General features: G+C 61.3%; 22 protein-coding genes. 16 read left to right on the forward strand and 6 right to left on the reverse strand.

Annotated elements, in window-relative coordinates; all coding sequences use genetic code 11:
• Positions 1 to 23 precede the first annotated feature (23 nt).
• Positions 24 to 665: a LysE family translocator gene (locus tag ACP7B3_RS05850; protein ID WP_426178405.1), complete on the forward strand. Its 642-nt coding sequence runs from the start codon at positions 24 to 26 to the stop codon at positions 663 to 665.
• Here the strand turns inward: ACP7B3_RS05850 and ACP7B3_RS05855 are convergent.
• Together ACP7B3_RS05855 and uraH are read right to left on the reverse strand one after the other, a co-directional pair.
• Complete coding sequence (locus ACP7B3_RS05855) at positions 640 to 5,913, reverse strand: dermonecrotic toxin domain-containing protein (protein WP_426178407.1); 5,274 nt, start codon at positions 5,911 to 5,913, stop codon at positions 640 to 642. The two genes, ACP7B3_RS05850 and ACP7B3_RS05855, sit on opposite strands and share 26 nt — an antisense overlap.
• 153 nt (positions 5,914 to 6,066) lie before the next feature.
• Positions 6,067 to 6,420, reverse strand: a complete 354-nt coding sequence (uraH, locus tag ACP7B3_RS05860; RefSeq protein ID WP_106576519.1) for a hydroxyisourate hydrolase — start codon at positions 6,418 to 6,420, stop codon at positions 6,067 to 6,069.
• Positions 6,421 to 6,808: 388 nt separating this feature from the next.
• Here uraH and puuE point away from each other — a divergent pair, with 388 nt between their 5' ends.
• The 7 genes from puuE to ACP7B3_RS05895 all read left to right on the forward strand — a co-directional run bounded on the left by puuE (position 6,809) and on the right by ACP7B3_RS05895 (position 14,071).
• Positions 6,809 to 7,735, forward strand: a complete 927-nt coding sequence (gene puuE / locus ACP7B3_RS05865) for an allantoinase PuuE (protein WP_145158784.1) — start codon at positions 6,809 to 6,811, stop codon at positions 7,733 to 7,735.
• On the forward strand, positions 7,732 to 8,247 hold the full coding sequence (gene uraD, locus ACP7B3_RS05870) for a 2-oxo-4-hydroxy-4-carboxy-5-ureidoimidazoline decarboxylase (protein WP_145158786.1): 516 nt from the start codon (positions 7,732 to 7,734) through the stop codon (positions 8,245 to 8,247). Before puuE ends, uraD begins: the two co-directional genes overlap by 4 nt.
• 78 nt (positions 8,248 to 8,325) lie before the next feature.
• A complete protein-coding gene (gene alc, locus ACP7B3_RS05875) occupies positions 8,326 to 9,321 on the forward strand; it encodes an allantoicase (RefSeq protein ID WP_145158788.1) in 996 nt (331 codons plus the stop codon).
• A gap of 126 nt (positions 9,322 to 9,447) precedes the next feature.
• The gene (locus tag ACP7B3_RS05880) at positions 9,448 to 9,951 is read left to right on the forward strand and encodes an ureidoglycolate lyase (protein ID WP_106576515.1); all 504 of its coding nucleotides are present in this window, start codon (positions 9,448 to 9,450) and stop codon (positions 9,949 to 9,951) included.
• Positions 9,952 to 10,001: 50 nt separating this feature from the next.
• Positions 10,002 to 11,303, forward strand: a complete 1,302-nt coding sequence (locus tag ACP7B3_RS05885) for a urate hydroxylase PuuD (RefSeq protein ID WP_145158789.1) — start codon at positions 10,002 to 10,004, stop codon at positions 11,301 to 11,303.
• A 194-nt stretch (positions 11,304 to 11,497) separates the two neighbouring features.
• On the forward strand, positions 11,498 to 12,841 hold the full coding sequence (locus ACP7B3_RS05890) for a nucleobase:cation symporter-2 family protein (RefSeq protein WP_262207080.1): 1,344 nt from the start codon (positions 11,498 to 11,500) through the stop codon (positions 12,839 to 12,841).
• A 444-nt stretch (positions 12,842 to 13,285) separates the two neighbouring features.
• A complete protein-coding gene (locus ACP7B3_RS05895; protein WP_262207082.1) occupies positions 13,286 to 14,071 on the forward strand; it encodes an outer membrane protein OmpK in 786 nt (261 codons plus the stop codon).
• A gap of 109 nt (positions 14,072 to 14,180) precedes the next feature.
• Here ACP7B3_RS05895 and ACP7B3_RS05900 read toward each other — a convergent pair whose 3' ends face one another.
• Positions 14,181 to 15,329: a patatin-like phospholipase family protein gene (locus tag ACP7B3_RS05900; protein ID WP_426178412.1), complete on the reverse strand. Its 1,149-nt coding sequence runs from the start codon at positions 15,327 to 15,329 to the stop codon at positions 14,181 to 14,183.
• A 27-nt stretch (positions 15,330 to 15,356) separates the two neighbouring features.
• Entirely contained in the window at positions 15,357 to 16,292 is a 936-nt protein-coding gene (locus ACP7B3_RS05905; protein ID WP_426178414.1) for a lipid A biosynthesis lauroyl acyltransferase, read from the reverse strand.
• A gap of 117 nt (positions 16,293 to 16,409) precedes the next feature.
• On the opposite strand from ACP7B3_RS05905, the gene minC reads away from it, so the two are divergent.
• The 8 genes from minC to ACP7B3_RS05945 all read left to right on the forward strand — a co-directional run bounded on the left by minC (position 16,410) and on the right by ACP7B3_RS05945 (position 24,634).
• Positions 16,410 to 17,147, forward strand: coding sequence for a septum site-determining protein MinC (minC, locus tag ACP7B3_RS05910; RefSeq protein WP_106576509.1), 738 nt, complete (start codon positions 16,410 to 16,412; stop codon positions 17,145 to 17,147).
• A gap of 199 nt (positions 17,148 to 17,346) precedes the next feature.
• On the forward strand, positions 17,347 to 18,159 hold the full coding sequence (minD, locus tag ACP7B3_RS05915) for a septum site-determining protein MinD (RefSeq protein WP_003175251.1): 813 nt from the start codon (positions 17,347 to 17,349) through the stop codon (positions 18,157 to 18,159).
• A 3-nt stretch (positions 18,160 to 18,162) separates the two neighbouring features.
• A complete protein-coding gene (gene minE, locus ACP7B3_RS05920) occupies positions 18,163 to 18,417 on the forward strand; it encodes a cell division topological specificity factor MinE (RefSeq protein WP_003175252.1) in 255 nt (84 codons plus the stop codon).
• A 96-nt stretch (positions 18,418 to 18,513) separates the two neighbouring features.
• Positions 18,514 to 19,149, forward strand: coding sequence for an RluA family pseudouridine synthase (locus tag ACP7B3_RS05925; RefSeq protein WP_106576508.1), 636 nt, complete (start codon positions 18,514 to 18,516; stop codon positions 19,147 to 19,149).
• A gap of 172 nt (positions 19,150 to 19,321) precedes the next feature.
• Complete coding sequence (locus tag ACP7B3_RS05930) at positions 19,322 to 20,611, forward strand: M18 family aminopeptidase (RefSeq protein WP_094951467.1); 1,290 nt, start codon at positions 19,322 to 19,324, stop codon at positions 20,609 to 20,611.
• 245 nt (positions 20,612 to 20,856) lie between these two features.
• Positions 20,857 to 21,033, forward strand: a complete 177-nt coding sequence (locus ACP7B3_RS05935; protein WP_178119653.1) for a hypothetical protein — start codon at positions 20,857 to 20,859, stop codon at positions 21,031 to 21,033.
• Between the two features lie 72 nt (positions 21,034 to 21,105).
• Entirely contained in the window at positions 21,106 to 23,271 is a 2,166-nt protein-coding gene (locus tag ACP7B3_RS05940; RefSeq protein WP_426178418.1) for a mechanosensitive ion channel domain-containing protein, read from the forward strand.
• A 16-nt stretch (positions 23,272 to 23,287) separates the two neighbouring features.
• Positions 23,288 to 24,634: an amidohydrolase gene (locus ACP7B3_RS05945; protein ID WP_426178420.1), complete on the forward strand. Its 1,347-nt coding sequence runs from the start codon at positions 23,288 to 23,290 to the stop codon at positions 24,632 to 24,634.
• A 50-nt stretch (positions 24,635 to 24,684) separates the two neighbouring features.
• Here ACP7B3_RS05945 and ACP7B3_RS05950 read toward each other — a convergent pair whose 3' ends face one another.
• The gene (locus tag ACP7B3_RS05950) at positions 24,685 to 24,909 is read right to left on the reverse strand and encodes an MbtH family protein (protein WP_028617283.1); all 225 of its coding nucleotides are present in this window, start codon (positions 24,907 to 24,909) and stop codon (positions 24,685 to 24,687) included.
• Positions 24,910 to 24,992: 83 nt separating this feature from the next.
• Entirely contained in the window at positions 24,993 to 26,405 is a 1,413-nt protein-coding gene (locus ACP7B3_RS05955) for an aspartate aminotransferase family protein (RefSeq protein ID WP_145158805.1), read from the reverse strand.
• Between the last annotated feature and the right edge of the window lie 465 nt (positions 26,406 to 26,870).

The following is a 26,870-nucleotide window of genomic DNA, read 5'->3' on the forward strand; positions in this document are numbered from 1 at the left end:
TTTGTACGAATGGAGGACTGTAAATGACCCTGGAAACCTGGCTGCTGTTCAGTGGCGCTGCATTGATCGTGATCCTGATCCCCGGCCCGCTGTCGCTGTTGATGATCAGCAACAGCCTGAACTACGGCCTGCGCCGTTCCTACCCGGCGTTTCTGGGCGGCGTGTTCGCCTCGATCTGCCTGTTGAGTGCCTCGGCATTGGGGCTGGGTGCATTGCTGCTGGCCTCGGAGCAGTTGTTCAGCGCCCTGAAGGTCGTCGGTGCGCTGTACCTGTTTTACCTCGCCTGGCAGAGCTGGCAGCAATCGCGCCAACCGGCCCTGGGCGCCGTGGTGCCCCAGGCCGTGGCCACACCGCGTTTTCGCGCCTTGTTCGGTCGCGCGTTTGTGCTGGGCGCCAGCAACCCCAAGGACATCCTGTTCTTTGCCGCCTTCTTGCCGCAGTTTCTCAGCAGCGAGCACGCGTTCCTGCCGCAATTGCTGATCATGATTGCCACCTGGACCGTACTCGACTTGCTGTGCAAGCTGGCCTACGGCCTGGGCGCCCATGGGGCAGCACGCTACCTGCGCAGCGGCAGTGGCCAGAGCTGGTTCAACCGCGTCAGCGCCGCACTGTTCGGCGCCGCGGGCATGGTGTCGCTGATCAAGGCGAGGACGGGCTCACTTTGACAAAGTAGACGCTCGGGCGGGCCGCCTGCGTCGTAGGCCATTGAATGCCGGCGACGATCCGAGCCAGGCGATTTTCGTTCATGGCGCTCTTGACGCCCATCAACGCAACCGACCGGGGATGGGTATTGATTGCGGCGTCAAACCACCGGTCCGTCAGCCGGGTTTCCAGCCTCACCGTGCCTCTCTCGATCCAATGGATGGACACGTAGTACAGCGTGTTTGAAGGGGAAGAAGGATGGGTCGCGATCAACTCATGCGTGGGCTTGCGCCCGTGCCTGAGCTGCAGTTCCTGCACGTTGAACCCTTGCTGCTCCAGCGCGCGCTTGACTGCGGCGCGCAGCGCGATGATCCGCTGAGGCTTGACCTCACCACCGCCGGATTGCAACGCAGGGTCTAACCCGACGGCCCGGAAGTCGACACGCGTGAAACCGGGGGCCTTGCCCTCGTAACCGATGTGCAGCGCCCTGCCCGCCCTTTGAATGGGCCGTAACATTCTCAGCAAATCATCCGTCTGACCCGGCCCGTTGGGAGTCGACGTCAGCCAGTTGTCCAGCGTCGAACGAATATTGAGCAGGTGCGTGGCCGTCGCCGAGCGCGAAGAGTCGGCCAGTTCAATCAGCCTTGCGGCTGCCAATGCCTGGCTGCGGCGGGTCATGCTGGGGAACGCCTGCCCCACGGACTGCTCCAGCGGCCGGTCAAACAACGGGGCATGCACCTGCCACTCACCGGATACGCCGCGTGATATCGCAATGGGCTGTTCAACCATCGCAGTGCTCGTCCAACGTTCAATATCAACACGGGCAAGCGAGACCAGCGGCTCATTGCGGGTGATAAACGCGATGCCATTCCAGGGCGCATTGTCGCCCTGATGAAGCACCCTGTAATAACCCGCCCCCGAAGCGGCGAGGCTGTCATACCGGGGCCCGATGTAGACGGCATCGTAGGGAAATCCCGGCGGCTCCATGTGCACATGAAACGTGCCGAACGCCGAGAGGCCGGACACCTGCCCCGTCGCATCCGGAACACGCCATTCGAACCAATAGGGGTCCGGTGCCGGTGACCGATAGATGCGGTTGTGCGTGGCTGCGCGCACCGTCGGTGGCTGCCAGTCCGGGGGCGCCTGCACTGGCGCACGCCACGGGCTGAGCAGCGTCGAACTGGTCCCCGCCATCGGCTGAGGCGCATCCGCGCCCAGTAACCACTCCCCGGGCTGGTGCACGTTCACTATCAGTTCGTCTTGCCCAGGCGCCTGCCGGTTTTTCAGGCGCAACGCGTGTTCGTTGCCGCGCCGATAAAGCGGGTAATGGTGTGAGTCATCCGCCACGAACAGCTCGCCATCTTTGACATACACGCCTTTTTCACCGACACCTTTCAACGCCACAGCCCCTTGAGGCACCCCCTTGATTTTGAAACGCTCCAGGTCCTTGAGTTGAGCCACCGGTGGCGGCGCCAGGCGGTCAAGCCCGCTGCCCCTCATGCGCAGGCGATGGATACGCCCCAGCACAGCCCGCGCGGCGGGCCGCGCCATACGAGCCGCCGCAAACGGCACCCTGGCGGGGCCGGGAATAAAGTTAAGTAACAAATCGATTGCCAGAAACGCGCTCATAAAACCCACATCGACCGCCGTGTGAGCGTCGCCAAAGCGGTGATAACGCCGCGCCATAAGCAGCAATTCATGGAATTGATTAAAAATCCCGTACATCGGGCAGAAAAACCCCACCAGCGCCCGCGTACGTGCCTCGCTTTGCTCACCAAGGCGGCGCGCGCGGTAGGCCTGCAGCGCCTTGCCAGAATGGCTGGCGGCTTGAGTGCGGCGCTGCAGCTCAAGCACGCTGGCGTGGTAGAGCAATGCCCTGGCGTCGCTGTGAGAGGTGGCGACAATCGCCAGCCAGCCCTGCGGATCACTGGCAATCTGCTCAAGGGTGTGGGCCTGGATCTCATCGAGCAACGCCGTCGGCTCCAGGTGCTTGATGTTAAAGGAGCGAATAAAGCCAAGCCCCCGCCAAATCCCCTTCACCATAAAAAATGCAGGCGGCAGATCAAGCGTGCTGAACAGGTGACCTGGGCTATCGGCGCGGTCCGGATGGTGGGTGATTGCCTCAAATGCCCAGCCAGGTGCGACCTGTCGCGCGAGCGCTCTGGCGTTATCGGCCGATGCGCCGATACGGTTCAATGCAGCAAGGGCCTGTTGCAGGTCGCTGTACTCGGTGAGAACCCAGGCTTGCGGGGCATCGGGCCAGTAGACCACGCAACACCCGGAGCGCTTGTCCTGCACCACCACAATGCCTGCGACATAGCGGTCGTGCTGCATCGTATGGCCCACCAGGTGCACCACATGCAGTTGCAACTCATGCGGGTTGTTCAGCAAGTCTGGCGGCATGCGGGCCGCCATGGCGGTGCTAAACACACTTTGCGCGTTCGCCGACAGCCCGCTTTGCCGCGCCAGAAACAGGTGGTGGTCAACGCCTGCGTGCAACGCGCGATTCAATAAGGGCGAAATGCGTCCTTCGCTGAGGGCGCGATCGGTGCCGGCAGGCGGATAAAAAGCGCGGTTGATCAATGCGTCGTACTGCCCGCCGATATCCAGCGAAGCGACCATCTGGATCAAATACCCGGCATTGAGCCGGTGTCGCCATTCAGGTTGCAGAAAGCGGGCGCGGTTCAATCGCCATTGCGTCCATGGCGCCAGCGGGTCGAGGTTGTGCAGCGCCAGTTGCAGCAGACTGAAGGAGGTACGCGTAGCGGTCGGGGTGAGGACGATGGTGCGATCACCGACAGTGCAGCCGCTCGCCCACCCACAAAACTGGCCATGAACATCATCAGGCATTTCAATAAAGGGCTGGTCGATCAGCCACGACGCAGGGACGCCGTCCTGCTGCAAACGGGCCGTCAAGGCACGGCGGGCAAACGTGTCCAAATCGGGCAAGTGCTGCTCAAGCCGCGTCTGGAAGGCGAAGGCGCTGCTGAGGTAAAAACGCTGCGAACGTTTGAAGCGTTTACGCTGGGCACGCGTGGCGCCCACCCAGCCCGCCGGCAATTTTTGCGCTTCAGACGCGGCCTTGCGCAGTAACTCGATGTTCGCCTGAGCCTGGCTCAGGGCGCTATTGGCCGGGACCTTGAGCTGTTGCGCCAGCCCCGCCAGCAGCAGCGCGCGGCTGAGCCCGACCTGCGTCACTTCGCTGAATATACGCGTGATGTCTTCAGTGCTTTTGTGCAGGCGATCGTAGCAACCGAGCATTTTTTTCAACGCGGCCAATGCAGGCTTGCCGTCGATGGGGACGTAGCGCACAGCCAAGGTTTCACGCAGCGCATGTGCGCGCAAATCGCTGCGCTTGTCATGCTCGATACCGCCCCACAGCACCGAGCCGTCCCGGCTGCCGAGGCTCGCCTTGACGCTTCGGGTCAAGGCATCCAGCCCGGCAAAACCCAGCACCCCGCCCTCTTCCCCAAAGGCGTAGAGCACCACCGGAAGCTGGCGGGCCGGCACCCTCAGCGCGGCCGCGGTGGTCACCAGCCACACATTATGCAGGGGATAAAAAGCATCGGGCTCACTGCCCACGGCGATTGAAAGCACCTGGGTTTGGCTGCCCGGGCGTGCCGCGGGCGAAGGCGGGTCCAGCACGTCGATAATCAGGTCGCGGTGAGCCGTGCCCAGCAGTTTGAGACGGTGTTGCAGTTGAACCTCGCAGCGCAGTGCCTCGGCTTGGGCATGCATGAACAACGAAGCACGCCTGGGCGTTTGCGCGCCACCGGGGCGCTCGGTCCAGAACTTCAGATCGAGCAGCCGGTGCTCTGCACCCTGCAGCAACGAACTCAGCGCCTGGGCATGGGCCGCGAGCTGCACCTTCAGCGCTGTGAATTGCTGATAAGCGAGGGTCTCGATGCCGGGCTCATACGGATCCAGCAAGGCCAGCAGACCTTTTTCGTAACGCTTGACCTGCTGCTGCGCAGTGCGCAAGGCCAAGCCGGGTGAGGTACTGGCAAAGATTATTTCTGCGCTGCGTCGTTGCTGGTCCCATTTGAGCAGCGGGTCAGCAAGAGCGCCAAGCCGAGCGCTGCCGACCCACTGCTTTCGCGCCCCTTCCACCTGCGCGAGTAACGCGGCGACAGCCACCGGCCGAGGCGGTTGTGCAGAAACAAAGGGAGGATCGACCCTCACGGCACACGCCAATTCGGTGTTCCATTGCCCGCGCAACAACGCTTGCGCGCTCAGCGCCAACGCATCGTCGAGCACCTCCAGGCCGCGCACAAAACCGCCCGCCGCAGACAACTGCGCGGGCTGGCATAACCCAGTGAGACGACTTGCCGCCACCCCCTGCCAGAGCGTGTACAACTGCGCTCGGTCCAGCGGCAACAGGCCTTCCTGCAGGGCGGCAAAAGACGGGTACTCGTAGAACGTGCGGGCCACACCCGGCAGGTACACCACCTGCGGCGCCTGCGCGGGATCACCCTCACGATAAAAGTGCAATACGCCTGGCATCACCACCGCGGGTGTTCCGGGCCACATCAGCAGGCCCACCCGTACGCTGGCCCAATCCCCGCCTGCACGTTGGCGTGCCGTCGCGGTCGTGGCATCGATCACGGCCTGCACCAGGCTCATGCCCGCCGGTGACAGCTCATCCAGTTGCCGTGCCATGAAGGCCCGGTCAGCGAACAGTTCAGCGTGCAGCTCAACCCAGCGCTCGCGGCGTGTGAGCCATGAGCCCCGCGCCAAGGTGTCCCAATAGTGGTCTGCCGCCTGCACCAGCCGCTCAAAAAGTCGCATCGCAATGACGCGCTGCAAGACTTGCAAAGGGGTATAGGGCAACCGACGGCTTGGCTGCCCTTTTATGCTGAGCGTGGTGAATTGATTGACATTGATAGGCACCGAGGGCCGTGCCAGCAGCGACAGGGCCCGCTCGGTCAAGCTGTTGATGATCTGCGGTGCGCCTGGGCGCTTGGTCTCGGTAAACAGCAGAGTGTCCGGTTCCATCTCAAATGCTTTGCGCAGTTGAGCACGGATCACTCGCAGGATTTTGGGCGAGCGCCCTATCAGCTGTGCCAGTGCGCGTACCGATTCGCCGCAGCGCCAATCGGCAAGAGCGAGCTGATTGATCAGGCGGCTGGGATGGGTAAACCGGTTGATCCGCTGGGTCAGTTGATCTCGAATGGCCTGCAAATCGGCTCGGGCAGCAACGACAGCGTCAACGTCTTCGGGCAGGGAACTGAAAGAGGGCAAAACGCCTGGGTGATCTGGGGACGAAGCCATTGGTGTTTTCTTCTGAGGAAAACACCCAGCCTAGGCATCACCGACACTCAAGAGGTGCTAGATAGTTGAACGCGCAACAGGCAAAAAAAAGCCCGCAGTGTGGGCGGGCGAAAAACCAACGAAGAGCTTTGGGGGTGTGAAGCGAGGTGACGCTCAGCTACCGCGATAAGTGGAGTAGCTGTAAGGCGAAATCAGCAGGGGTACATGGTAATGGTCCTGTTCTGCGCTGATGCCAAAACGCAGCACCACCACATCCAGGAAAGCCGGTTCGGGAAGCTGCACACCGCGGGCCCGGTAATAATCGCCGGCACTGAATTGCACCTGGTACACACCGCTGCGGTAATCGTCACCTTGCAGCAACGGCGCGTCGCAACGGCCGTCGCTGTTGGTCACGGCGGTGGCGACCAGTTCCAGTTGCGCGCCTTCGACGCGGTACAGTTCAACCTTGATCGCGCTGCCGGGGCAGCCATGTGCGGCGTCCAAAACGTGTGTGGTCAAGCGTCCCATGGCGTCTTTGCGCCTCCCGTAGGAAGTAGAAAAGTGATCCGCACTCTTTCAGGGCAGTGAAAAAGCCGGCGATGGCTGATTAAGACACTTTCTAAAAAAATTGTACACAATAAATTCAACAAATATCCCGCACCTCGCAGCCACCGGTTCGCCGACCACCGCGTTGCACCTGATAAAACCCACTGAGGCGATCGCCGGCGAGCCAGCGCCTACCGCTGGACATCCGCGAAAAACTTTTTAGCGTTTAGCTGACCAGTCAGGCAGGTTTCTTGCAGTAGCTTGAGTGCGCGCCGTTGAGAAAAAATGCAGAAATGCGGGCTTACAAAGTCGGCGATAAGTTGTATACAATCACTCATCGCTACTACGACGAACAAGAAGGAAGACTGCAGTGAGCGCTGACTACCCACGCGACCTGATCGGTTACGGCAGTAACCCTCCTCACCCCCACTGGCCGGGCAAGGCACGCATCGCGCTGTCTTTTGTACTCAACTACGAAGAAGGCGGCGAGCGCAACATATTGCACGGCGACAAAGAGTCCGAGGCATTCCTTTCGGAGATGGTCTCGGCCCAGCCGCTGCAAGGCGAGCGCAACATGAGCATGGAGTCGCTGTATGAATACGGCAGCCGTGCCGGCGTGTGGCGCATCCTCAAATTGTTCAAAGAATTCGATATCCCGCTGACCATCTTCGCCGTGGCGATGGCCGCCCAGCGCCACCCGGATGTGATCCGCGCGATGGTCGCCGCCGGCCATGAGATCTGCAGCCACGGCTATCGCTGGATCGACTACCAGTACATGGACGAGGCCCAGGAGCGCGAGCACATGCTCGAAGCCATCCGCATCCTCACCGAGCTGACCGGCGAGCGCCCATTGGGCTGGTACACCGGTCGCACCGGCCCCAACACCCGGCGGCTGGTGATGGAGGAAGGCGGCTTTCTGTACGACTGCGACACCTATGACGACGACCTGCCCTACTGGGAACCCAACAACCCCACCGGCAAGCCGCACCTGGTGATCCCCTACACCCTGGACACCAACGACATGCGCTTTACCCAGGTGCAGGGTTTCAACAAGGGCGATGACTTTTTCGAGTACCTCAAGGATGCCTTCGACGTGCTGTATGCCGAAGGCGCTGACGCACCGAAGATGCTTTCCATCGGCCTGCATTGCCGCCTGATCGGCCGCCCGGCGCGCCTCGCCGCCCTCAAGCGTTTTATCGAATACGCCAAGGGCCATGAACACGTCTGGTTCACCCGCCGCGTCGACATTGCCCGCCACTGGCACGAAACCCACCCGTACACGGGAGCGGCGAAATGACTGCGTTCCAAACCTTGAAACCGTCGAGCCTGAGCCGCGATGCATTCGTGACAGCCTTCGCCGACATCTACGAACATTCGCCATGGGTGGCCGAAAAGGCCTTCGACCTGGGCCAGGACGCGTCGATCGACCAGATCGAAACCCTGCACCAGCGCATGAGCGACATCCTGTTGAGCGCCGATCATGCCAGCCAGCTGGCGCTGATCAACGCTCACCCGGACCTGGCGGGCAAAGCTGCCGTCCAGGGCCAGTTGACCGAAGCCAGCACGAATGAACAGGCTGGCGCCGGTATTCACCAATGCTCGAGCGAGGAATTTTCTCGCTTCACCGAGCTGAACGATGCCTACAAGGCCAAGTTCAAGTTTCCCTTCATCATGGCGGTAAAAGGCAGCAACCGGCACCAAATCCTCGCCGCGTTCGAAACGCGCATTCACAATTCGGTGGAAGCCGAGTTCAAATGCGCCCTGGCCGAGATCAACAAAATCGCGTTGTTCCGATTACTGACCCTTTAGCAGACCTGGCCCGAGCGCTCATGACGCCCAGGGCCTGGCGAGCATCCCAAGCCACTTTATTTAAGGCAGACAAGAAGAATGAAAGCTTACGCCGTACCTTTCGAGAAGTTCGTCAACTTGGCCGACGCCCGTCTGGGCACCAAGATCCTTTCGGTGACCGATGACTGGTTCGCTGACGCCAACCGCCTGTTCCAGCCGACACCGGCCGTGTGGAAGGAGGGCGTTTTCGATGACAACGGCAAGTGGATGGACGGCTGGGAGTCGCGCCGCAAGCGCTTCGAAGGCTACGACAGTGCGGTGATCCGCCTGGGCGTGCCCGGCTCGATCAAGGGCGTGGACATCGACACTTCATTCTTCACCGGCAACTACCCGCCGTCGGCGTCCCTGGAGGCGTGCTTCCTGGCCTCGGGCGATCCTGATGAAAACACCCAGTGGGTGGAAGTGCTGTCGGCCGTCGAGCTGCAAGGCAACAGCCACCACTACCACGAAATCAGCAACGACCAGGCGTTCAGCCACCTGCGTTTCAACATCTACCCGGATGGCGGCGTAGCCCGTCTGCGCGTGTATGGCGTGCCGTTCCGCGACTGGTCGTCGGTGGGCGACAACGAACAAGTCGACCTGGCCGCAGCCTTGAACGGTGGGCGCGCGCTGGCCTGCTCCGATGAACACTTCGGCCGCATGAGCAACATCCTCAACCCGGGCCGTGGCATCAACATGGGCGACGGCTGGGAAACCGCACGTCGTCGTACGCCAGGCAATGACTGGGTCATCGTCGCGCTGGGGCACCCGGGCGAAATCGAGAAAATCATCGTCGACACCCTGCACTTCAAGGGCAACTACCCGGACACGTGCTCGATCCAGGGCGCGTTCGTCAAAGGCGGCACCGACAGCCAGATCGAAACCCAATCGCTGTTCTGGCGCGAACTGCTGCCGGCGCAGAAGCTGGAAATGCACGCCGAACACACCTTCGCCGAGCAGATCAAGGCGCTGGGCCCGATCACTCACATCCGCCTGAATGTGTTCCCCGATGGTGGCGTGAGCCGCCTGCGGGTCTTGGGCAAAGTAGCTAAATAAGCGGTGAGCCCATCGCAGGCAAGCCAGCCCCCACATTTGAATGTATTTGCGAATCAAAATGTGGGAGCCGGGCTTGCCCGCGATAGTAATAGAACAAACAACACAGACCTCGGATAAGAGACAGCCATGCGCACACTAGTGATCGAACCCCTGACCAAAGAAGCCTTCGCCCCTTTCGGAGACGTTATCGAAACCGATGGCAGCGATCACTTCATGATCAACAACGGGTCGACCATGCGCTTTCACAAGCTGGCAACGGTAGAAACCGCCCAGCCTGAAGACAACGCGATCATCAGCATCTTCCGCGCCGACGCGCAGGACATGCCGCTGACCGTGTGCATGCTGGAGAGACACCCGCTGGGCAGCCAGGCTTTCATTCCGCTGCTCGGCAACCCCTTTCTGATCGTGGTCGCGCCACTTGGCGATGCACCTGTATCGGGCTTGGTCCGCGCCTTCGTCACCAACGGCAGGCAGGGCATTAATTACCATCGCGGCGTCTGGCACCACCCGGTGCTGACGATCGAAAAGCGGGATGACTTCCTGGTGGTTGATCGCAGTGGCACCGGCAATAACTGCGATGAGCATTTTTTCAAAGAGGATGAGCGGTTGATCCTCGCCCCCCACCAATAAGAGAAGGTCTGATCACTCGACAACAGAGTGACAGGCGAGAGGTAAAGACTGTGGAAGCACATTTGATGGAATGGCTGAACCTTAGCGTGCGCTGGGTTCACATGATCACCGGCGTCGCCTGGATCGGCGCTTCGTTCTACTTCGTCTGGCTGGAAAACAACCTCAATCGCGTCAACCCCAAGGACGGCCTGGCCGGTGACTTGTGGGCGATTCACGGTGGCGGTATCTACCACCTGGAAAAATACAAACTGGCCCCGCCGACCATGCCGGACAACCTGCACTGGTTCAAATGGGAAGCCTATTTCACCTGGATGTCCGGCATCGCGCTGCTGTGCGTGGTGTTCTACGCCAACCCGACCTTGTACCTGCTGGCCCCGGGCAGCAGCCTCAGTGGCCCCGAAGGCGTACTGCTAGGCATCGGCTCACTGTTCGTCGGCTGGTTCATCTACTCCTTCCTCTGCGACTCGGCCCTGGGCAAACGCCCTGCCCTGCTCGGTTTGATCCTGTTCGTGCTGTTGATTGCTGCCGCGTACGGCTTCAGCAAGGTGTTCAGCGGGCGTGGTGCCTACCTGCACGTGGGTGCGGTGATCGGCACCATCATGGTCGGCAACGTGTTCCGCATCATCATGCCCGCCCAGCGTGCGCTGGTAGCGGCCATTGCCGAGAACCGCACGCCGGACCCGGCGCTGCCCGCCAAAGGCTTGCTGCGCTCACGGCACAACAACTACTTCACCCTGCCGGTGCTGTTCATCATGATCAGCAACCACTTCCCGAGCACCTACGGCAGCCAATACAACTGGCTGATCCTGGCCGGTATTGCGGTGGCAGCCGTGTTGGTACGGCACTACTTCAACACCCGTCATAACAGCCAGAAGTACGCGTGGACCTTGCCGGCTGGCGCACTGGCGATGATTTGCCTGGCGTACGTGACCGGTCCGAAACCGGTGTCGACGGCTCCGGATGTGGCCAAGGCTCCGGCTGCCATCGAGTACCAGCCGCTGCCGGAAACGGCACTGGGTGGCGGGCTCAAACCGGCTGCGCCAGCGGCACCCGCACCGGCCCCCGCCGAAGCAGCACCGGCGCAGGCATCGATTGATTTTGACAAGGTGCATGGGGTGATTCAGGAACGCTGCGCCGTGTGCCATTCGGCCAAGCCGACCAGCCCGCTGTTCAGTACCGCGCCGGCGGGCGTGATGTTTGATACGCCGCAGCAGATTCAGCAATTGGCTCCGCGCATTCAGGCCCAAGCCGTGGCCAGCCAGATCATGCCGCTGGGCAACATCACCCAGATGACTCAGCAGGAGCGCGACCTGATCGGCACCTGGATCAATCAAGGAGCCCGCACAAACTGACAGCCTGATACAGATCCAAATGTGGGAGCGGGCTTGCTCGCGAATGCGATCGTTCAGTCACTGATGAGTTGAATGACACACCGCTTTCGCGAGCAAGCCCGCTCCCACAGGGGATTTGCGCCGGTTTACCGATCGCGTTTCAAATGGCAATTGAATGCCAAACAACACAAAAATAAAAAGATTCGAGGTGTTGCATGTCCCAATTAGAACCGCAGACTCCTGCCGCGCCCGCCATGGTGCGGCTGCCCCTCTTGCAACTGATTCTGGTAGGCCTGCAACACGTCTTGCTGATGTACGGCGGCGCCGTCGCCGTGCCCCTGATCATTGGCCAAGCCGCCGGTTTGAGCCGTGAAGAAATCGCCTTTCTGATCAACGCCGACCTGCTGGTAGCCGGTATCGCCACCATGGTGCAGTCGTTCGGCATCGGCCCGGTGGGCATCCGCATGCCGGTGATGATGGGCGCCAGTTTTGCCGCCGTCGGCAGCATGGTGGCGATGGCCGGCATGCCCGGTATCGGCTTGCAGGGGATCTTCGGCGCAACCATTGCCGCCGGGTTCTTCGGCCTGCTGATCGCGCCGTTCATGTCCAAGGTGGTGCGTTTTTTCCCGCCGTTGGTGACCGGCACCGTGATCACCGCCATCGGCCTGTCGCTGTTTCCGGTGGCCGTGAACTGGGCCGGTGGAGGCAGCGCCGCCGCCACGTTCGGCTCGCCGGTCTACCTGGCGATTGCCGCACTGGTACTGGGCACCATCCTGCTGATCAACCGCTTCATGCGTGGCTTCTGGGTGAACATCTCGGTGCTGATCGGCATGGCGCTCGGCTATGGCCTGTGCGGCATGCTCGGCATGGTTGACCTCAGCGGCCTGGCGCAGGCGCCGTGGGTGCAGGTGGTGACGCCATTGCATTTCGGCATGCCCAGGTTCGAGTTGGCGCCGATCCTGTCGATGTGCCTGGTGGTGGTCATCATCTTTGTCGAGTCCACCGGCATGTTCCTCGCCCTGGGCAAAATCACCGGCCAGGATGTCACCCCAAAAATGCTGCGCCGTGGCCTGCTGTGTGATGCCGGCGCATCGTTTTTTGCCGGCTTCTTCAATACGTTTACCCATTCCTCGTTCGCGCAGAACATTGGCCTGGTGCAGATGACGGGCGTGCGTTGCCGCTCGGTGACGATCATGGCCGGCGCGTTTTTGATTGTGCTCAGCCTGTTGCCCAAAGCCGCCTTTCTGGTGGCCTCGATTCCACCCGCGGTACTCGGCGGCGCGGCAATTGCCATGTTCGGCATGGTCGCGGCGACCGGGATCAAGATCCTGCAGGAAGCCGATATCGCCGACCGGCGCAACCAGTTGCTGGTGGCGGTGAGCATCGGCATGGGCCTGATCCCGGTGGTGCGTCCGGAGTTCTTCGCGCAATTGCCCTTATGGATGAGCCCGATTACCCACAGCGGAATTGCCATGGCCACCCTCAGCGCGTTGTCGCTGAATGTACTGTTCAACATTCTGGGAGGTGCTGAACGCCCCGTTGTCGCCCACACGCATTGATTCCACCTGTTTTTAAAAACAACAAAAATAATAAACAACAGGAAACACGCACATGCACGCCATCCACCTAGGGCCGGCCACCCGCCGCGCCCTATTCTTGCCCCTCGCGCTCTCTAACAGCGCACTTGAGCCAAGGCCTGGGAGCCAGTATTCTCCGCGCCCGCTCGAATCGACTCAAAAAAAAACAGCGAATGTAAAAGCTGACTGCAGGGCCAACTTATCCCGGCCCCGCAGTGGCTGCCAAAGTGCGCAAAAGCCCCCTGAATTCGACTGCAGTTTGTGCAGCCGACGGGGATTTTTTGGCTTTTTGAACACCTTGGCGCAGCTCTTGCTAAAAGCATTAAAGCTGACCAGACAGACGATTTTTTCAGCGAACCAAAAGGCGCCACACCAGAGCGCCTGCGTAGAAAAACAACCATAAAACTTTGACTCGGGAGCAACCGAATGAAACCTATGTTGAAAGGCCTGATGCTGGCAGGATCCCTGCTGGCCGGTGGCCAAGCCGTCGCGGGCGATCTGTTGCAGTGGCAAAACAACAGCCTGACGTATCTATGGGGCAAGAACTTCACCGTCAACCCGCAGATTCAGCAGACCGTCACGTTTGAACATGCCGATGCCTGGAAGTACGGCGACAACTTCTTTTTCGTCGACCGCATCTTTTACAACGGCAAGGAAGACGGCAACGTCGGCCCAAGTACCTACTACGGCGAGTTCAGCCCGCGTTTGTCGTTCGGCAAGATTTTCGACAAAGACTTGTCATTCGGCCCGATCAAAGATGTATTGCTGGCCTTCACTTACGAGTTCGGCGAAGGCGATAACGAGTCGTACCTGTTGGGCCCGGGTTTTGACTTGAACATCCCGGGTTTCGACTACTTCCAGCTGAACTTCTATCAGCGCCAGACCGAAGGCAATCGGCCGGGTGACGGCGTATGGCAAATCACGCCGGTCTGGTCTTACACCATCCCCGTGGGCAACTCCAACGTGTTGATCGACGGCTTCATGGACTGGGTCGTGGACAACGACAAGAACGCCCGTGGTACTTACCACGCCAACCTGCACTTCAACCCGCAGGTTAAATACGACCTGGGCAAGGCGCTGCACTGGGGCGAGAAGCAGCTGTATGTGGGTTTTGAATACGACTACTGGAAGAACAAGTACGGGATTGAAGATTCCGGCGCGTTCAAGACCAACCAGGACACCGCGAGCTTCCTGGTCAAGTACCATTTCTAAATAACACTGCAAAACAAATGTGGGAGCGGGCTTGCTCGCGAATGCGGTGTGTCAGTCACTGAATCTGCTGACTGATCCACCGCCTTCGCGAGCAAGCCCGCTCCCACATTTAGTTCACCGTCAGCCCAAGGAATTTGGACAATTCCTCGCGCTTGGCCAACGCGTCTTTCCTGCCCAGTTCAATCAACTCGCTGCAATACCCCGCCTCGAACAGCAAGTAACTCAGCACCCCTGCCCCGCTGGTTTTGGTCGCGCCCGGCCCGCGCAAGAACAGGCGCAACGCTGCGGGCAACTCCTGGCGATGCCGCGCGGCGATCTCGTCGATCGGCTGGCTCGGCGCGATCACCAACACCTCCACCGGGGCCAGGCCCTGAATCGCCGCATCCGCCGGCAACACGTGGCTGAACTGGTTCAGACGCTCGAGCAATTCGATATCGCTCTCCAGGCTGTCAATGAACGTGCTGTTGAGCATGTGCCCACCGATCTGCGCCAGGGTGGGTTCCTGGCCGGTGTAGGTGCGTTGCGTGGAAGGCTCATTGCCGCGCGGATTGCCACTCACGCCCACCACCAGCACCCGACTGGCGCCCAGGTGCAAGGCCGGGCTGATCGGCGCGGATTGGCGCACCGCGCCATCGCCGAAATACTCCTGATCGAGTTTGACCGGAGCAAACAGCAAGGGGATCGCCGAACTGGCCAGCAAGTGTTCAACCGTGAGTTGGGTGGGCATGCCGATACGCCGATGGCGCAGCCACGCATCGATAGTGCCGCCGCCCTGATAAAACGTCACTGCCTGCCCGGACTCATAGCCGAAAGCGGTGACCGCGACCGCGTGCAGGTGGTTGTTACGGATGGCCGCATCGATGCCGTCCAGGTGCAGTTTGTCGTTGAGCAATGCGCGCAGCGGTGTGCTGTCGAGCAACGCGACCGGCACCTGAGCCCCCAGGCCGAGCAAGCTGTGGATCAAGAAACGACTGGCCTGGCGGATAACGCCAGGCCAGTCGCTGCGCAGCACCCGATGGCTGCGAAAGCCCTGCCAGAACGCCGTGAGGCGCTCGATGGCAGCAGTGAAATCAGTCGCGCCGCTGGCAAGACTCACCGCATTGATCGCCCCCGCTGACGTGCCGACGATCACCGGAAAAGGATTGGGCGCCCCTGGCGGCAGCAATTCGGCAATCGCTGCCAAGACCCCCACCTGATACGCCGCTCGCGCCCCGCCGCCGGAAAGAATCAAGCCTGTGACCGGTTCAGTTGGGCGCATTGCATCACTCCATGTGGGGCAGAAACGTTATCGACGGCGTTTTTCGTACAGCTTGGGCTCACCCGGTGGCCGGCTCTTGAAACGCCGATGGGTCCACAGGTATTGCTCCGGGCATTCGCGAACCGACGCCTCGACCCACTGGTTGATGCGCAGGCAGTCGAGCTCATCGGTTTCGCCCGGGAAGTCGGTCAACGGCGGGTGGATCACCAGGCGGTAACCACTGCCATCGGCCAGGCGTTCCTGGGTGAACGGCACCACCAGCGCCTTGCCCAGGCGGGCAAATTTGCTGGTGGCGGTGACGGTGGCGGCCTGAATGCCGAACAGCGGCACAAAGATACTTTGCTTGGCGCCGTAGTCCTGGTCCGGTGCGTACCAGATGGCGCGGCCGGCGCGCAGCAACTTGAGCATGCCGCGCACGTCTTCGCGCTCTACCGCCAGGGAATCGAGGTTATGCCGCTCGCGACCACGGCGCTGAACGAAGTCGAACAGCGGGTTGCCGTGCTCGCGGTACATGCCATCGATGGTGTGTTTCTGGCCGAGCAGCGCCGCGCCGATTTCCAACGTGGTGAAGTGCAGGGCCATAAGAATCACACCCTTGCCATCGAGCTGCGCCTGCTTGAGGTGCTCCAGCCCTTCGACATGGGCCAGGCGCGCCAGGCGCTGACGCGACCACCACCAGCTCATGGCCATCTCGAAAAACGCGATGCCGGTGGAAGCGAAATTTTCCTTGAGCAGCTTCTTGCGCTCTTTGGCGGATTTTTCCGGGAAGCACAGTTCCAGGTTGCGCGCGGCGATGCGGCGGCGCTCGCCAGCCACGCGGTACATGCCCGCGCCTAATAAACGACCAATGGTCAACAACGCGCGGTATGGCAACTGGGTGATCAGCCACAGCAGGCCGAGCCCCAGCCATAGCAGCCAAAAACGCGGGTGAAAAAATACAGCTCGAAAACGCGGGCGATCCATTACAGATTCCGGTAAAGACAGGGCCGCGCATTCTACAACGTTCGACTCGGCTTGCGGCCCGTGGATGTTCTCGTTATAAGTCTCGACACTTTTCGTGACAAGCCGCTTTTGCCGACCATGAGCCAAACCGAACCGCTAGACCAAGATCCCGTGTTCCAGCTGAAAGGCAGCATGCTCGCCATCACCGTGCTGGAACTGGCCCGCAATGACCTCGATGCCCTGGACCGCCAACTGGCCGCCAAGGTTGCCCTGGCGCCGAACTTCTTCAACAATGCCCCGCTGGTGTTGGCCCTGGACAAACTCCCGGCCGGCCAGGGCGCGATTGATTTGCCCGGGCTGATGCGCGTTTGCCGCTCGCATGGTTTGCGCACTCTGGCGATTCGCGCCAGCCGTATTGAAGACATCGCTGCGGCAATCGCTATTGAACTGCCAGTACTGCCGCCGTCGGGTGCCCGCGAGCGACCGCTGGACCCGAGCGAAGGTGAAGTGAAGAAAAAACCGGAGAAACCGCCGGAGCCCACCGTCAAGCCTACAAAGATCATCACCTCTCCCGTACGCGGCGGGCAGCAGATTTACGCCCAGGGCGGCGACCTGGTGGTGATCGCTCCCGTCAGTCCGGGTGCGGAACTTCTTGCCGATGGCAACATCCATGTATACGGCCCGATGCGCGGACGTGCCCTCGCCGGCATCAAGGGTGATACCAAGGCCCGTATTTTTTGCCAGCAGTTGACCGCTGAGCTAGTGTCCATCGCAGGCCAGTACAAGGTTTCAGAAGATTTGCGCCGTGATCCGCTGTGGGGGGCCGGGGTACAAGTCAGCCTGTCGGGCGATGTGTTGAACATCATCCGTCTTTAACGGATACTGCCGCATTTTCCAAGCATCTCTAGACTCTGATAGCACAGCGAAACCGGCAAGATTTACGTAGGAATATTCGAAGTTGGCGTTTCCCCTTGGGAAACCACATCTTTTCCTACAAAGGCTGTCCGCCTGCAGCGAGTTCCAAGAGATGTTTTTCAGGGGCTGAAAAGTCCTTTTTCCTTAGGGGTGAAACACCTTGGCCAAGATTCTCGTGGTTACATCCGGCAAGGGTGGTGTGGGTAAGACCACCACCAGCGCCGCTATCGGTACCGGCCTCGCTTTGCGCGGCCACAAGACAGTCATCGTCGACTTCGACGTCGGTTTGCGTAACCTCGACCTGATCATGGGCTGCGAACGCCGCGTGGTGTACGACTTCGTCAACGTGGTGAACGGCGAAGCCAACCTGCAACAGGCCCTGATCAAGGACAAGCGCCTTGAGAACCTGTACGTACTGGCCGCCAGCCAGACCCGCGACAAAGACGCGCTGACCAAAGAAGGCGTAGGCAAAGTCCTCGCCGAACTGAAAGAAACCTTCGAATACGTGGTGTGTGACTCGCCGGCCGGTATCGAAACCGGTGCTCACCTGGCGATGTACTTCGCCGATGAAGCCATTGTGGTGACCAACCCGGAAGTGTCCTCGGTACGTGACTCGGACCGCATGCTCGGCCTGTTGGCCAGCAAGTCCAAGCGCGCCGAAGAAGGCCAGGACCCGATCAAGGAGCACTTGCTGCTCACCCGCTACAACCCTGAGCGCGTCAGTAACGGCGAAATGCTTGGCGTTGAAGACGTGAAGGAAATCCTCGCAGTGACCCTGCTGGGCGTGATCCCGGAATCCCAGGCCGTCCTCAAGGCTTCCAACCAGGGCGTACCGGTGATTCTTGACGACCAGAGCGACGCCGGCCAGGCGTACAGCGATGCCGTTGATCGCTTGCTGGGCAAGACCGTGGAACATCGCTTCCTCGATGTTAAGAAGAAGGGATTCTTCGAGCGTATCTTTGGAGGCAACTAAACAATGAAATTTCTCGACTTCTTTCGCGCCAACAAAAAGCCAAGTACCGCGTCGGTAGCGAAAGAGCGTCTACAGATCATCGTGGCGCACGAACGCGGCCAACGCAGTACCCCGGACTACCTGCCAGCCTTGCAGAAGGAACTGGTCGAGGTGATCCGCAAGTACGTCAATATCGGCAACGATGACGTGCATGTCGCCCTGGAAAACGACGGCAGCTGCTCGATTCTGGAACTCAATATCACCCTGCCTGATCGTTAATCGAAAAGGCGGCCGCCACGGCGGCTCGGTCACCTTGATCCCTGTTGGGGAACCGGGTGGGCGAGCCGCCGTTGGCGTTTGTTACGAGGCTGTTTAATGCCGCTGTCCACTATCCATATCCTGCACCAGGACGACGCTGTCCTGGTGGTGAACAAGCCGACCCTGCTGCTCTCGGTGCCCGGCCGCGCCGACGACAACAAGGACTGCCTGATCACCCGCCTGCAGGAAAACGGCTACCCCGAAGCCCGCATTGTCCATCGTCTGGACTGGGAAACCTCAGGGATCATCCTGCTTGCGCGGGACGCCGATAGCCACCGCGAGCTGTCGCGCCAGTTTCACGACCGCGAAACCGAAAAAGCCTACACCGCCCTGGCGTGGGGCCAGCCGGCACTGGACAGCGGCAGCATCGACCTGCCCCTGCGCTACGACCCGCCGACCAAGCCACGCCACGTGGTCGACCACGAGTTCGGCAAACACGCGCTGACCTTCTGGAAGGTATTGGAGCGTTGCGGCGACTGGTGCCGCGTCGAGCTGACACCGATCACCGGGCGTTCGCATCAATTGCGCGTGCACATGCTGTCGATCGGGCATCCACTGTTGGGTGACGGCCTGTACGCCCACGAACAAGCCCTGGCCGCCTGGCCACGCCTGTGCCTGCACGCGAGCATGCTGAGCTTCACCCACCCGCAAAGCGGCGAGCGGCTGCGCTTCGAGTGCCCTGCGCCGTTCTGAGTGGGCAATGAGATCAAAAATGTGGGAGCGGGCTTGCTCGCGAATGCGGTGTGTCAGTCATAGATAGGCTGGCTGATCCACCGCCTTCGCGAGCAAGCCCGCTCCCACATTTGTTCTGTGCACTTCTTGCCATCGAACGGTAAACTCCGCGCATTGCTGTCTGGAGCTATTTATGCGCGAAGCGTTGAATCAAGGCCTGATCGACTTCCTCAAGGCCTCCCCTACTCCTTTTCATGCCACTGCCGCCCTCGCCCAGCGCCTGGAAGCGGCCGGTTATCAGCGTCTCGACGAGCGCGAAACCTGGACCACCGAGGCCAACGGTCGTTACTACGTGACCCGTAACGATTCGTCGATCATCGCCTTCAAGCTCGGCCGCCACTCGCCGCTGCAAGGCGGGATTCGCCTGGTCGGCGCCCACACCGACAGCCCGTGCCTGCGCGTCAAGCCCCAGCCGGAGTTGCAACGCCAGGGCTTCTGGCAGCTGGGCGTGGAAGTCTACGGCGGCGCGCTGCTGGCGCCGTGGTTCGACCGCGACCTGTCGCTGGCCGGCCGCGTGACCTTCCGCCGTGACGGCAAAGTCGAAAGCCAACTGATCGACTTCAAGCTGCCCATCGCGATCATCCCCAACCTGGCCATTCACCTGAACCGTGAAGCCAACCAGGGCTGGGCGATCAATGCGCAGACCGAGCTGCCGCCGATCCTCGCGCAATTTGCCGGTGACGAACGCGTGGACTTTCGCGCCGTGCTCACCGAGCAACTGGCGCGTGAACATGGTTTGAACGCCGACGTGGTGCTCGACTACGAGCTGAGCTTCTACGACACCCAAAGCGCCGCGGTGATTGGCCTCAATGGTGACTTCATCGCCGGTGCGCGCCTGGACAACCTGCTGTCGTGCTACGCCGGCCTGCAAGCCTTGCTCACCAGCGAAACCGACGAAACCTGTGTGCTGGTGTGCAACGACCACGAAGAAGTCGGCTCCTGCTCGGCGTGCGGTGCCGATGGCCCGATGCTGGAACAGACATTGCGCCGCCTGTTGCCTGAGGGTGATGAATTCGTACGCACCATTCAGAAATCACTCTTGGTGTCGGCGGACAATGCTCACGGCGTGCACCCAAACTATGCCGAGAAACACGACGCCAACCACGGCCCGAAACTCAACGCGGGCCCGGTGATCAAGGTCAACAGCAACCAGCGCTACGCCACCAACAGCGAAACCGCCGGCTTCTTCCGCCACCTGTGCATGGCCCAGGAAGTGCCGGTGCAGAGCTTCGTGGTGCGCAGCGACATGGGCTGCGGCTCGACCATCGGCCCGATCACCGCCAGCCACCTGGGCGTGCGCACGGTGGACATCGGCCTGCCGACGTTTGCCATGCACTCGATCCGTGAGCTGTGTGGCAGCCATGACCTGGCGCATTTGGTGAAGGTGCTCGGTGCGTTCTACGCGAGCCGCGATCTGCCCTGATGTCAGGGCGCGACCATCGCAGGCAACCTGCGCCCCCACTTGATCTGTGAATACAGTCAAATGTGGGAGCGGGCTTGCCCGCGAAGGCGGTCCATCAGTGGGCAGATTCAGTCACTGACACCGCATATTCGGGGGCAAGCCCCCTCCCACATTCAGTTGTGGGTACACATGACCTGCATCATCTGCACTTTCCATAATCCGACCTAGACTTGTCAGTATTCCCACTCCGACAAGGCCGTCGCCCCATGATCTCCATGTCCTCCTTCCACGCCATGCTCATCCCGATCCTCATCGGCATGATCCTGCTGGCCGTCGGCTTCAACTTTCGCGACAAGCCGGTCGGCGTGTTTGGCATGTGGATTGGCATGCTGCTGATCCTCGGCACCGTGGTTTACAAGATCCTCGCCAAACTGGCGGAATGACAAATGCACTCGCATTGGGCATAACGGCCTCGTACACTCGGTCAATTCGTCGTTTTCAAGGTTGACCGCCTCGTGCTCTCGCGTCTTTTTGCTCTGCCCTGCTACTGCCTGATTGCCCTGCTGATGTTGCTGCCGATAGCGCCTGCCCAAGCCGTGAGCTTGCCCGGCCTGCTCGGCAGCGCCAACAAGACTCAACCCCAGGCCGATGTGCCGCTGGGGCAGTCGCTGGACGAGGTGATCAAGACCCTCGAAAACGACCAGCAGCGCACCCAGCTGTTGAGCGACCTGAAGAAACTGCGCGAAGCCACGCAAAAAGCCCAACCCGCTGCCGAACAAGGCGTGCTCGGGTTGATCGGCAGCACGCTGTCCGACCTCGAACAGCAGTTCTCCGGCGCCGACAGCCCGGTGCAACGCTGGTCCAACGAAGTCGAACTGGCCAAGGATGAACTCGGCGCCCTGATGCTGCCCGCCAGTGAATGGCTGCCGATCATCTTCGGTTTTGCCGTGATCCTGGCCGTGTGGAGCCTGCTGGCCGCCGCGCTGATCTGGCTCAGCCACCGTCTACGCGAACGTTTCGGCCTGCCCGAAGAACTGCCGCAACACCCGCGCACCTGGGACATGCTGCGCTTCGCCCTGCGCAAGTTGGGGCCGTGGCTGATCGCCTTGGTGATCACCGTTTACCTGAGCTACGCCCTGCCTTCGTCCCTGGGTAAATCCCTGGCGATGGTGCTGGCTTACGCGCTGGTGGTCGGCACCTGCTTCTCGGCCATCTGCGTGATTGCCTTCTCCGTACTCGACGGCCCGCACCGCCACCGGGCGCTGTATATCCTGCGTCACCAAGCGTTCCGTCCATTGTGGTGGATCGGCAGTTTCGCCGCCTTTGGCGAAGCCCTGAGCGACCCACGGCTGGTAACGGCCCTGGGCCAGCATCTGGCCCACACGGCGGCGACGGTCGCCAATGTGATGGCGGCGCTGTCCACCGGCGTGTTTATCCTGCGTTTTCGCCGGCCGATCGCGCACCTGATCCGCAACCAGCCGCTGTCGCGGCGCCTTACGCGCCGTGCCCTCACCGATACCCTGTCGATCATCGGCACCTTCTGGTACTTGCCGGCATTGTTGCTGGTGGGCATTTCATTGTTCGCCACCTTCCTGTCCGCCGGCGACACCAGCACCGCCTTGCGCCAGTCATTGTTGTGCACGGTGTTGCTGGTGTTGTGCATGGTCATCAACGGCCTGGTGCGCCGCCATGCGCTCAAGCCACAACGCGGGCACAAGCGCCACGCGCTGTACTCCGATCGCCTGAAAAGCTTCGTGTATACCCTGGCTCACTTAGTGGTGTGGCTGGTGTTTATCGAACTCGGCCTGCGCGTATGGGGCCTGTCGATGATTCGCTTTACCGAAGGCGACGGCCATGAAATCAGCGTCAAGCTGTTTGGCCTTGGCGGCACGCTGTTGTTTGCCTGGCTGATCTGGATCCTCAGCGACACCGCCATCCACCACGCCCTGACCCGCTCGCGCAAAGGCCTCGCGAACGCGCGTGCGCAGACGATGATGCCGTTGATCCGCAACGTGCTGTTTGTGACCATTTTCATCATCGCCGCCATCGTGGCGCTGGCGAACATGGGCATGAACGTTACGCCGCTGCTGGCCGGTGCCGGTGTGATCGGTATTGCCATCGGTTTTGGTGCACAGTCGCTGGTGGCGGACTTGATCACCGGCCTGTTCATCATCATCGAAGACTCGCTGGCCATCGACGACTACGTGGACGTCGGCGGCCACCTCGGCACGGTCGAAGGCCTGACCATCCGCACCGTGCGCCTGCGCGACATCGACGGCATCGTGCACACCATTCCGTTCAGCGAAATCAAGAGCATCAAAAACTACTCACGGGAATTTGGCTACGCGATCTTCCGCGTGGCGATCCCCTACAACATGGAAATCGATGACGCGATCAAACTGATGCGCGATGTCGGCCAGAAAATGCGCAACGACCCACTGCAACGCCGCAACATCTGGTCGCCGCTGGAGATTCAGGGCGTGGAAAGCTTTGAGTCCGGCAGCGCGATCCTGCGGGCGCGGTTCAAGACCGCGCCGATCAAGCAGTGGGAAGTGTCGCGGGCGTTCAACCTGGCGCTCAAGCGTCAGCTGGATGAAGCCGGGCTCGACCTGGCGACGCCGCGCTTGAGTGTGCAGGTGGTCACTGCCGGCACCGTGCAGGAGAGAGAACCACAACAATAAAGAGGGAGAGGTACTTATGCGTTTGAACGGTCTGACACACCCATGGGTTTTCGGAATGCTCTGCGGGCTAGCCAGCAGTGCAGTGATTGCCGCCAGCAGCGGCCAGGAGAGCGCCCGGGAGGAAATCGCCGCGCAGGCAAAAATCCTTGAACCGGCGTTACTGGAAACCCGCCGCGATATCCACGCCCACCCCGAACTGGGCAACACCGAAACGCGCACGGCCGAACTGGTTGCCAGGCAACTGCGCGACCTGGGCCTTGAGGTGAAAACCGGCGTGGCCCGCACCGGCGTCGTCGCCGTCCTCAAAGGTGCACTGCCCGGCCCCACCGTGGCCCTGCGCGCGGACATGGATGCGTTACCGGTCAAGGAAGTCTCGGACTTGCCCTTCGCCTCCAAAGCCAAGGGCACCTACCTGGGCAAGGAAGTCGACGTGATGCACGCCTGCGGCCACGACGCCCACACCGCGATCCTGCTGAGCACGGCGAAGATTCTCACCGGCATGCGCGACCGTCTGCCGGGCACGGTGGTGTTTTACTTCCAGCCGGCCGAAGAAGGCCCAAGCGACTTTATCCCCGACGGCAAAAACACCTGGGGCGCGAAGATGATGGTGCAGGAAGGCGTGATGCAAGCGCCCAAGCCCGACGCGGTATTCGGCCTGCACGTGTGGGCCGGCGTGCCTGCCGGGCAAATCGCCTACCGCCCGGGCCCGACCCTGGCCAGCTCCGATGACCTGCGCATCAAGATCCTTGGCAAACAGACCCACGCCGGCCGCCCTTGGGACGGCATCGACCCGATCACCGTCGGCGCGCAGACCATTGTCGGCCTGCAAACCGTGGTCAGCCGTCGCACCGACATCTCGTCATTTCCATCGGTGGTGAGCATTGGCACCATCAACGGCGGCACGCGCTACAACATCATTCCCGAGTCGGTGGACATGAGCGGCACCATTCGCTCCTACGACTACGGCATTCGTCAGAAGCTGCACGCCGACGTGCGCCAGACGGTAGAGAAAATCGCCGAGAGTGGCGGCGCCAAGGCCGAAGTCACGATCATCGAGAAGTACGACCCGACCATCAATAACCCGGCGCTGACCGAGAGCATGCTGCCAAGCCTGCGCTGGGCGGCCAAGGATGATGTGGTACAGGCCCCATTGGTGGGCGGCGCGGAGGACTTTTCGTTCTATGCCAAGCAAGCGCCGGGGCTGTTTGTGTTTCTGGGGGTGACGCCAAGGGATCAGGACATGAGCAAATCGGCGCCGAATCATAATCCGGGCTTCTTTGTGGATGAGTCGGCGCTGGTGGTGGGGGTACGGACGTTGGCTTCGTTGGCGACGGATTACCTGTACACCAACCCACCGCAATAACGCCTTATGTGGGAGCGGGCTTGCCCGCTCCCACATTGGATTGCAGCGTGTCAGCCCGCCAGCGCAGCGCCATCCATCTTCTGGCGCAGGCTCAGCGGGCGCATGTCGGTCCAGACTTCCTCGATGTAAGCCAGGCACTCTTTTTTCATGCCGCTCTTGCCAACGGTGCGCCAGCCTTCCGGCACGGCCTTGTAGTCGGGCCAGATGGAATACTGCTCTTCGTGGTTGACCACTACCTGAAACAGGATGTCGTCGCGGTCAAATACTGAGGTCATTGCTGTTCTCCATCGCTCATAGAACTGGCTGCGCACCACGCGCAGCGCCGATATCTGTAGAAACGTACCAAGCGTGCGAAAAATTAGAGGTTGGCGACCGCTGCCGCCAGGGCGCGGCCGAAGATCTCGGCAACGCGGTCGATTTCGGCGGCGGTGATCACCAGCGGCGGCAGGAAGCGCACCACACTGCCGTGCCGGCCGCCCAGCTCCAGAATCAGCCCACGCTTGAGGCATTCGCGCTGCACCAGCGGCGCCAGTTGGCGATGCACAGGCGGATGGCCCTGGATATCGACGGCGCCGCTCGGGTCGACCAGTTCCACGCCGAGCATCAGCCCACGTCCCCGAATATCCCCCAACTGCGGGAAGTCGCGCTGCAGAATGCGCAGGTGCTCGCCAAGGCGTTCGCCCATGGCGGCGGCGTGGCCGGCCAGGTCGTGTTGCTTGAGGTAGCGCATCACCGCCGAGCCCGCCGCCATCGCCATCTGGTTGCCACGGAATGTTCCGGCGTGTGCGCCTGGCAACCAAGTGTCGAGCCAGTCGCGATACACCACCACCGCCAGCGGCAAGCTGCCGCCGATGGCTTTGGACATCACCACCACGTCCGGGATGATGCCGGCGTGCTCGAAGGCAAACATCTTGCCGGTGCGCCCGAAGCCGCTCTGGATTTCATCGACGATCAGCGCCACACCGGCTTGCTCGGTGATGCGGCGCAGGCCGCGCAGCCAGTCGAGATCGGCCGGGATCACGCCACCTTCACCCTGCACCACTTCGACAATCACTGCCGCCGGCAACAACACGCCGGCTTCCGGGTCATTGAGCAGGTTTTCCAGGTAATGCAGGTTGACCCGCACGCCTTCGGCGCCGCCCAGGCCGAAGGGGCAACGGTAGTCGTAAGGGTAAGGCAGAAATTGCACGCCATTGCCGAGCAAAGCGCCCAAGGGCTTTTTCGGCCCCAGGCTGCCCATCAGGCTCAGCGCGCCTTGGCTCATGCCATGATAACCGCCCTGGAAAGACAACACGGTGCTGCGCCCGGTGGCGGTGCGCACCAGCTTCAGTGCGGCTTCGACGGCATCGGTGCCGGTGGGGCCGCAGAACTGAATTTTCGCTTCACGTGCCAGTTCGGTCGGCAGCAGGCCGAACAGGTCCTGCACGAACTGGTCTTTCACCGGAGTGGTCAGGTCGAGGGTGTGCAGCGGCAGTTCGTCGCTCAGAACCTGCTGAATGGCTTCGATCACCACCGGGTGGTTGTGGCCCAACGCCAGGGTGCCAGCGCCGGCCAGGCAGTCGATGAAACGACGGCCTTCAACGTCTTCCACATAGATGCCCTTGGCACGCTTGAGCGCCAGGGGGATACGCCGAGGATAGCTGCGGGCGTTGGATTCCTGCTGGCGTTGGCGGGCCAGTATCGGGGTTTCTTCGAATTGGTAGAGTGTTTCTGCGCACGCCGGGCTGGCGTGCACCGGGGCGTCTTCGATACGGCTGGTAGCGACTGACATCTCTCGATCCCTCAATACGCGGGTGGGGTGACCAAACTGGCGATCCGCGCGCGCGCGGATTTCATGTTCTGGAGACGCACCAGGCGGTGGGGGATTTAGGCTTGTTGTGGTTTTTTGAGGTGGGGGCATATCCGGTTTTTTGGTGATGGCGGGCGGGGGGTTCGCCCGTACGGCGGCCTAGTGGTTAGATCAAAAGCGAAAGCAAGGCGGCCTGACAGCCGACCTGATTCTGGAAGCTGGGACTCAATCAAAGGTGGGAGCTGGCTTGCCTGCGATGGCATCAACCCGGTGTACCTGATGGACCGAGGTGTCTGCATCGCAGGCAAGCCAGCTCCCACAGAAAAGCAAAGCAGTGCGGTGGTGGCGGGCTGCACTCGGTCGACTTGTGGGAGCGGGCTTGCTCGCGAAGGTGGTGGGTCAGTCAACTCATGTGTAGCTGACACACCGCATTCGCGAGCAAGCCCG

Origin of the sequence: Pseudomonas sp. TWRC1-2, from assembly GCF_049896685.1 — a bacterium.
Taxonomy (GTDB): domain Bacteria; phylum Pseudomonadota; class Gammaproteobacteria; order Pseudomonadales; family Pseudomonadaceae; genus Aquipseudomonas.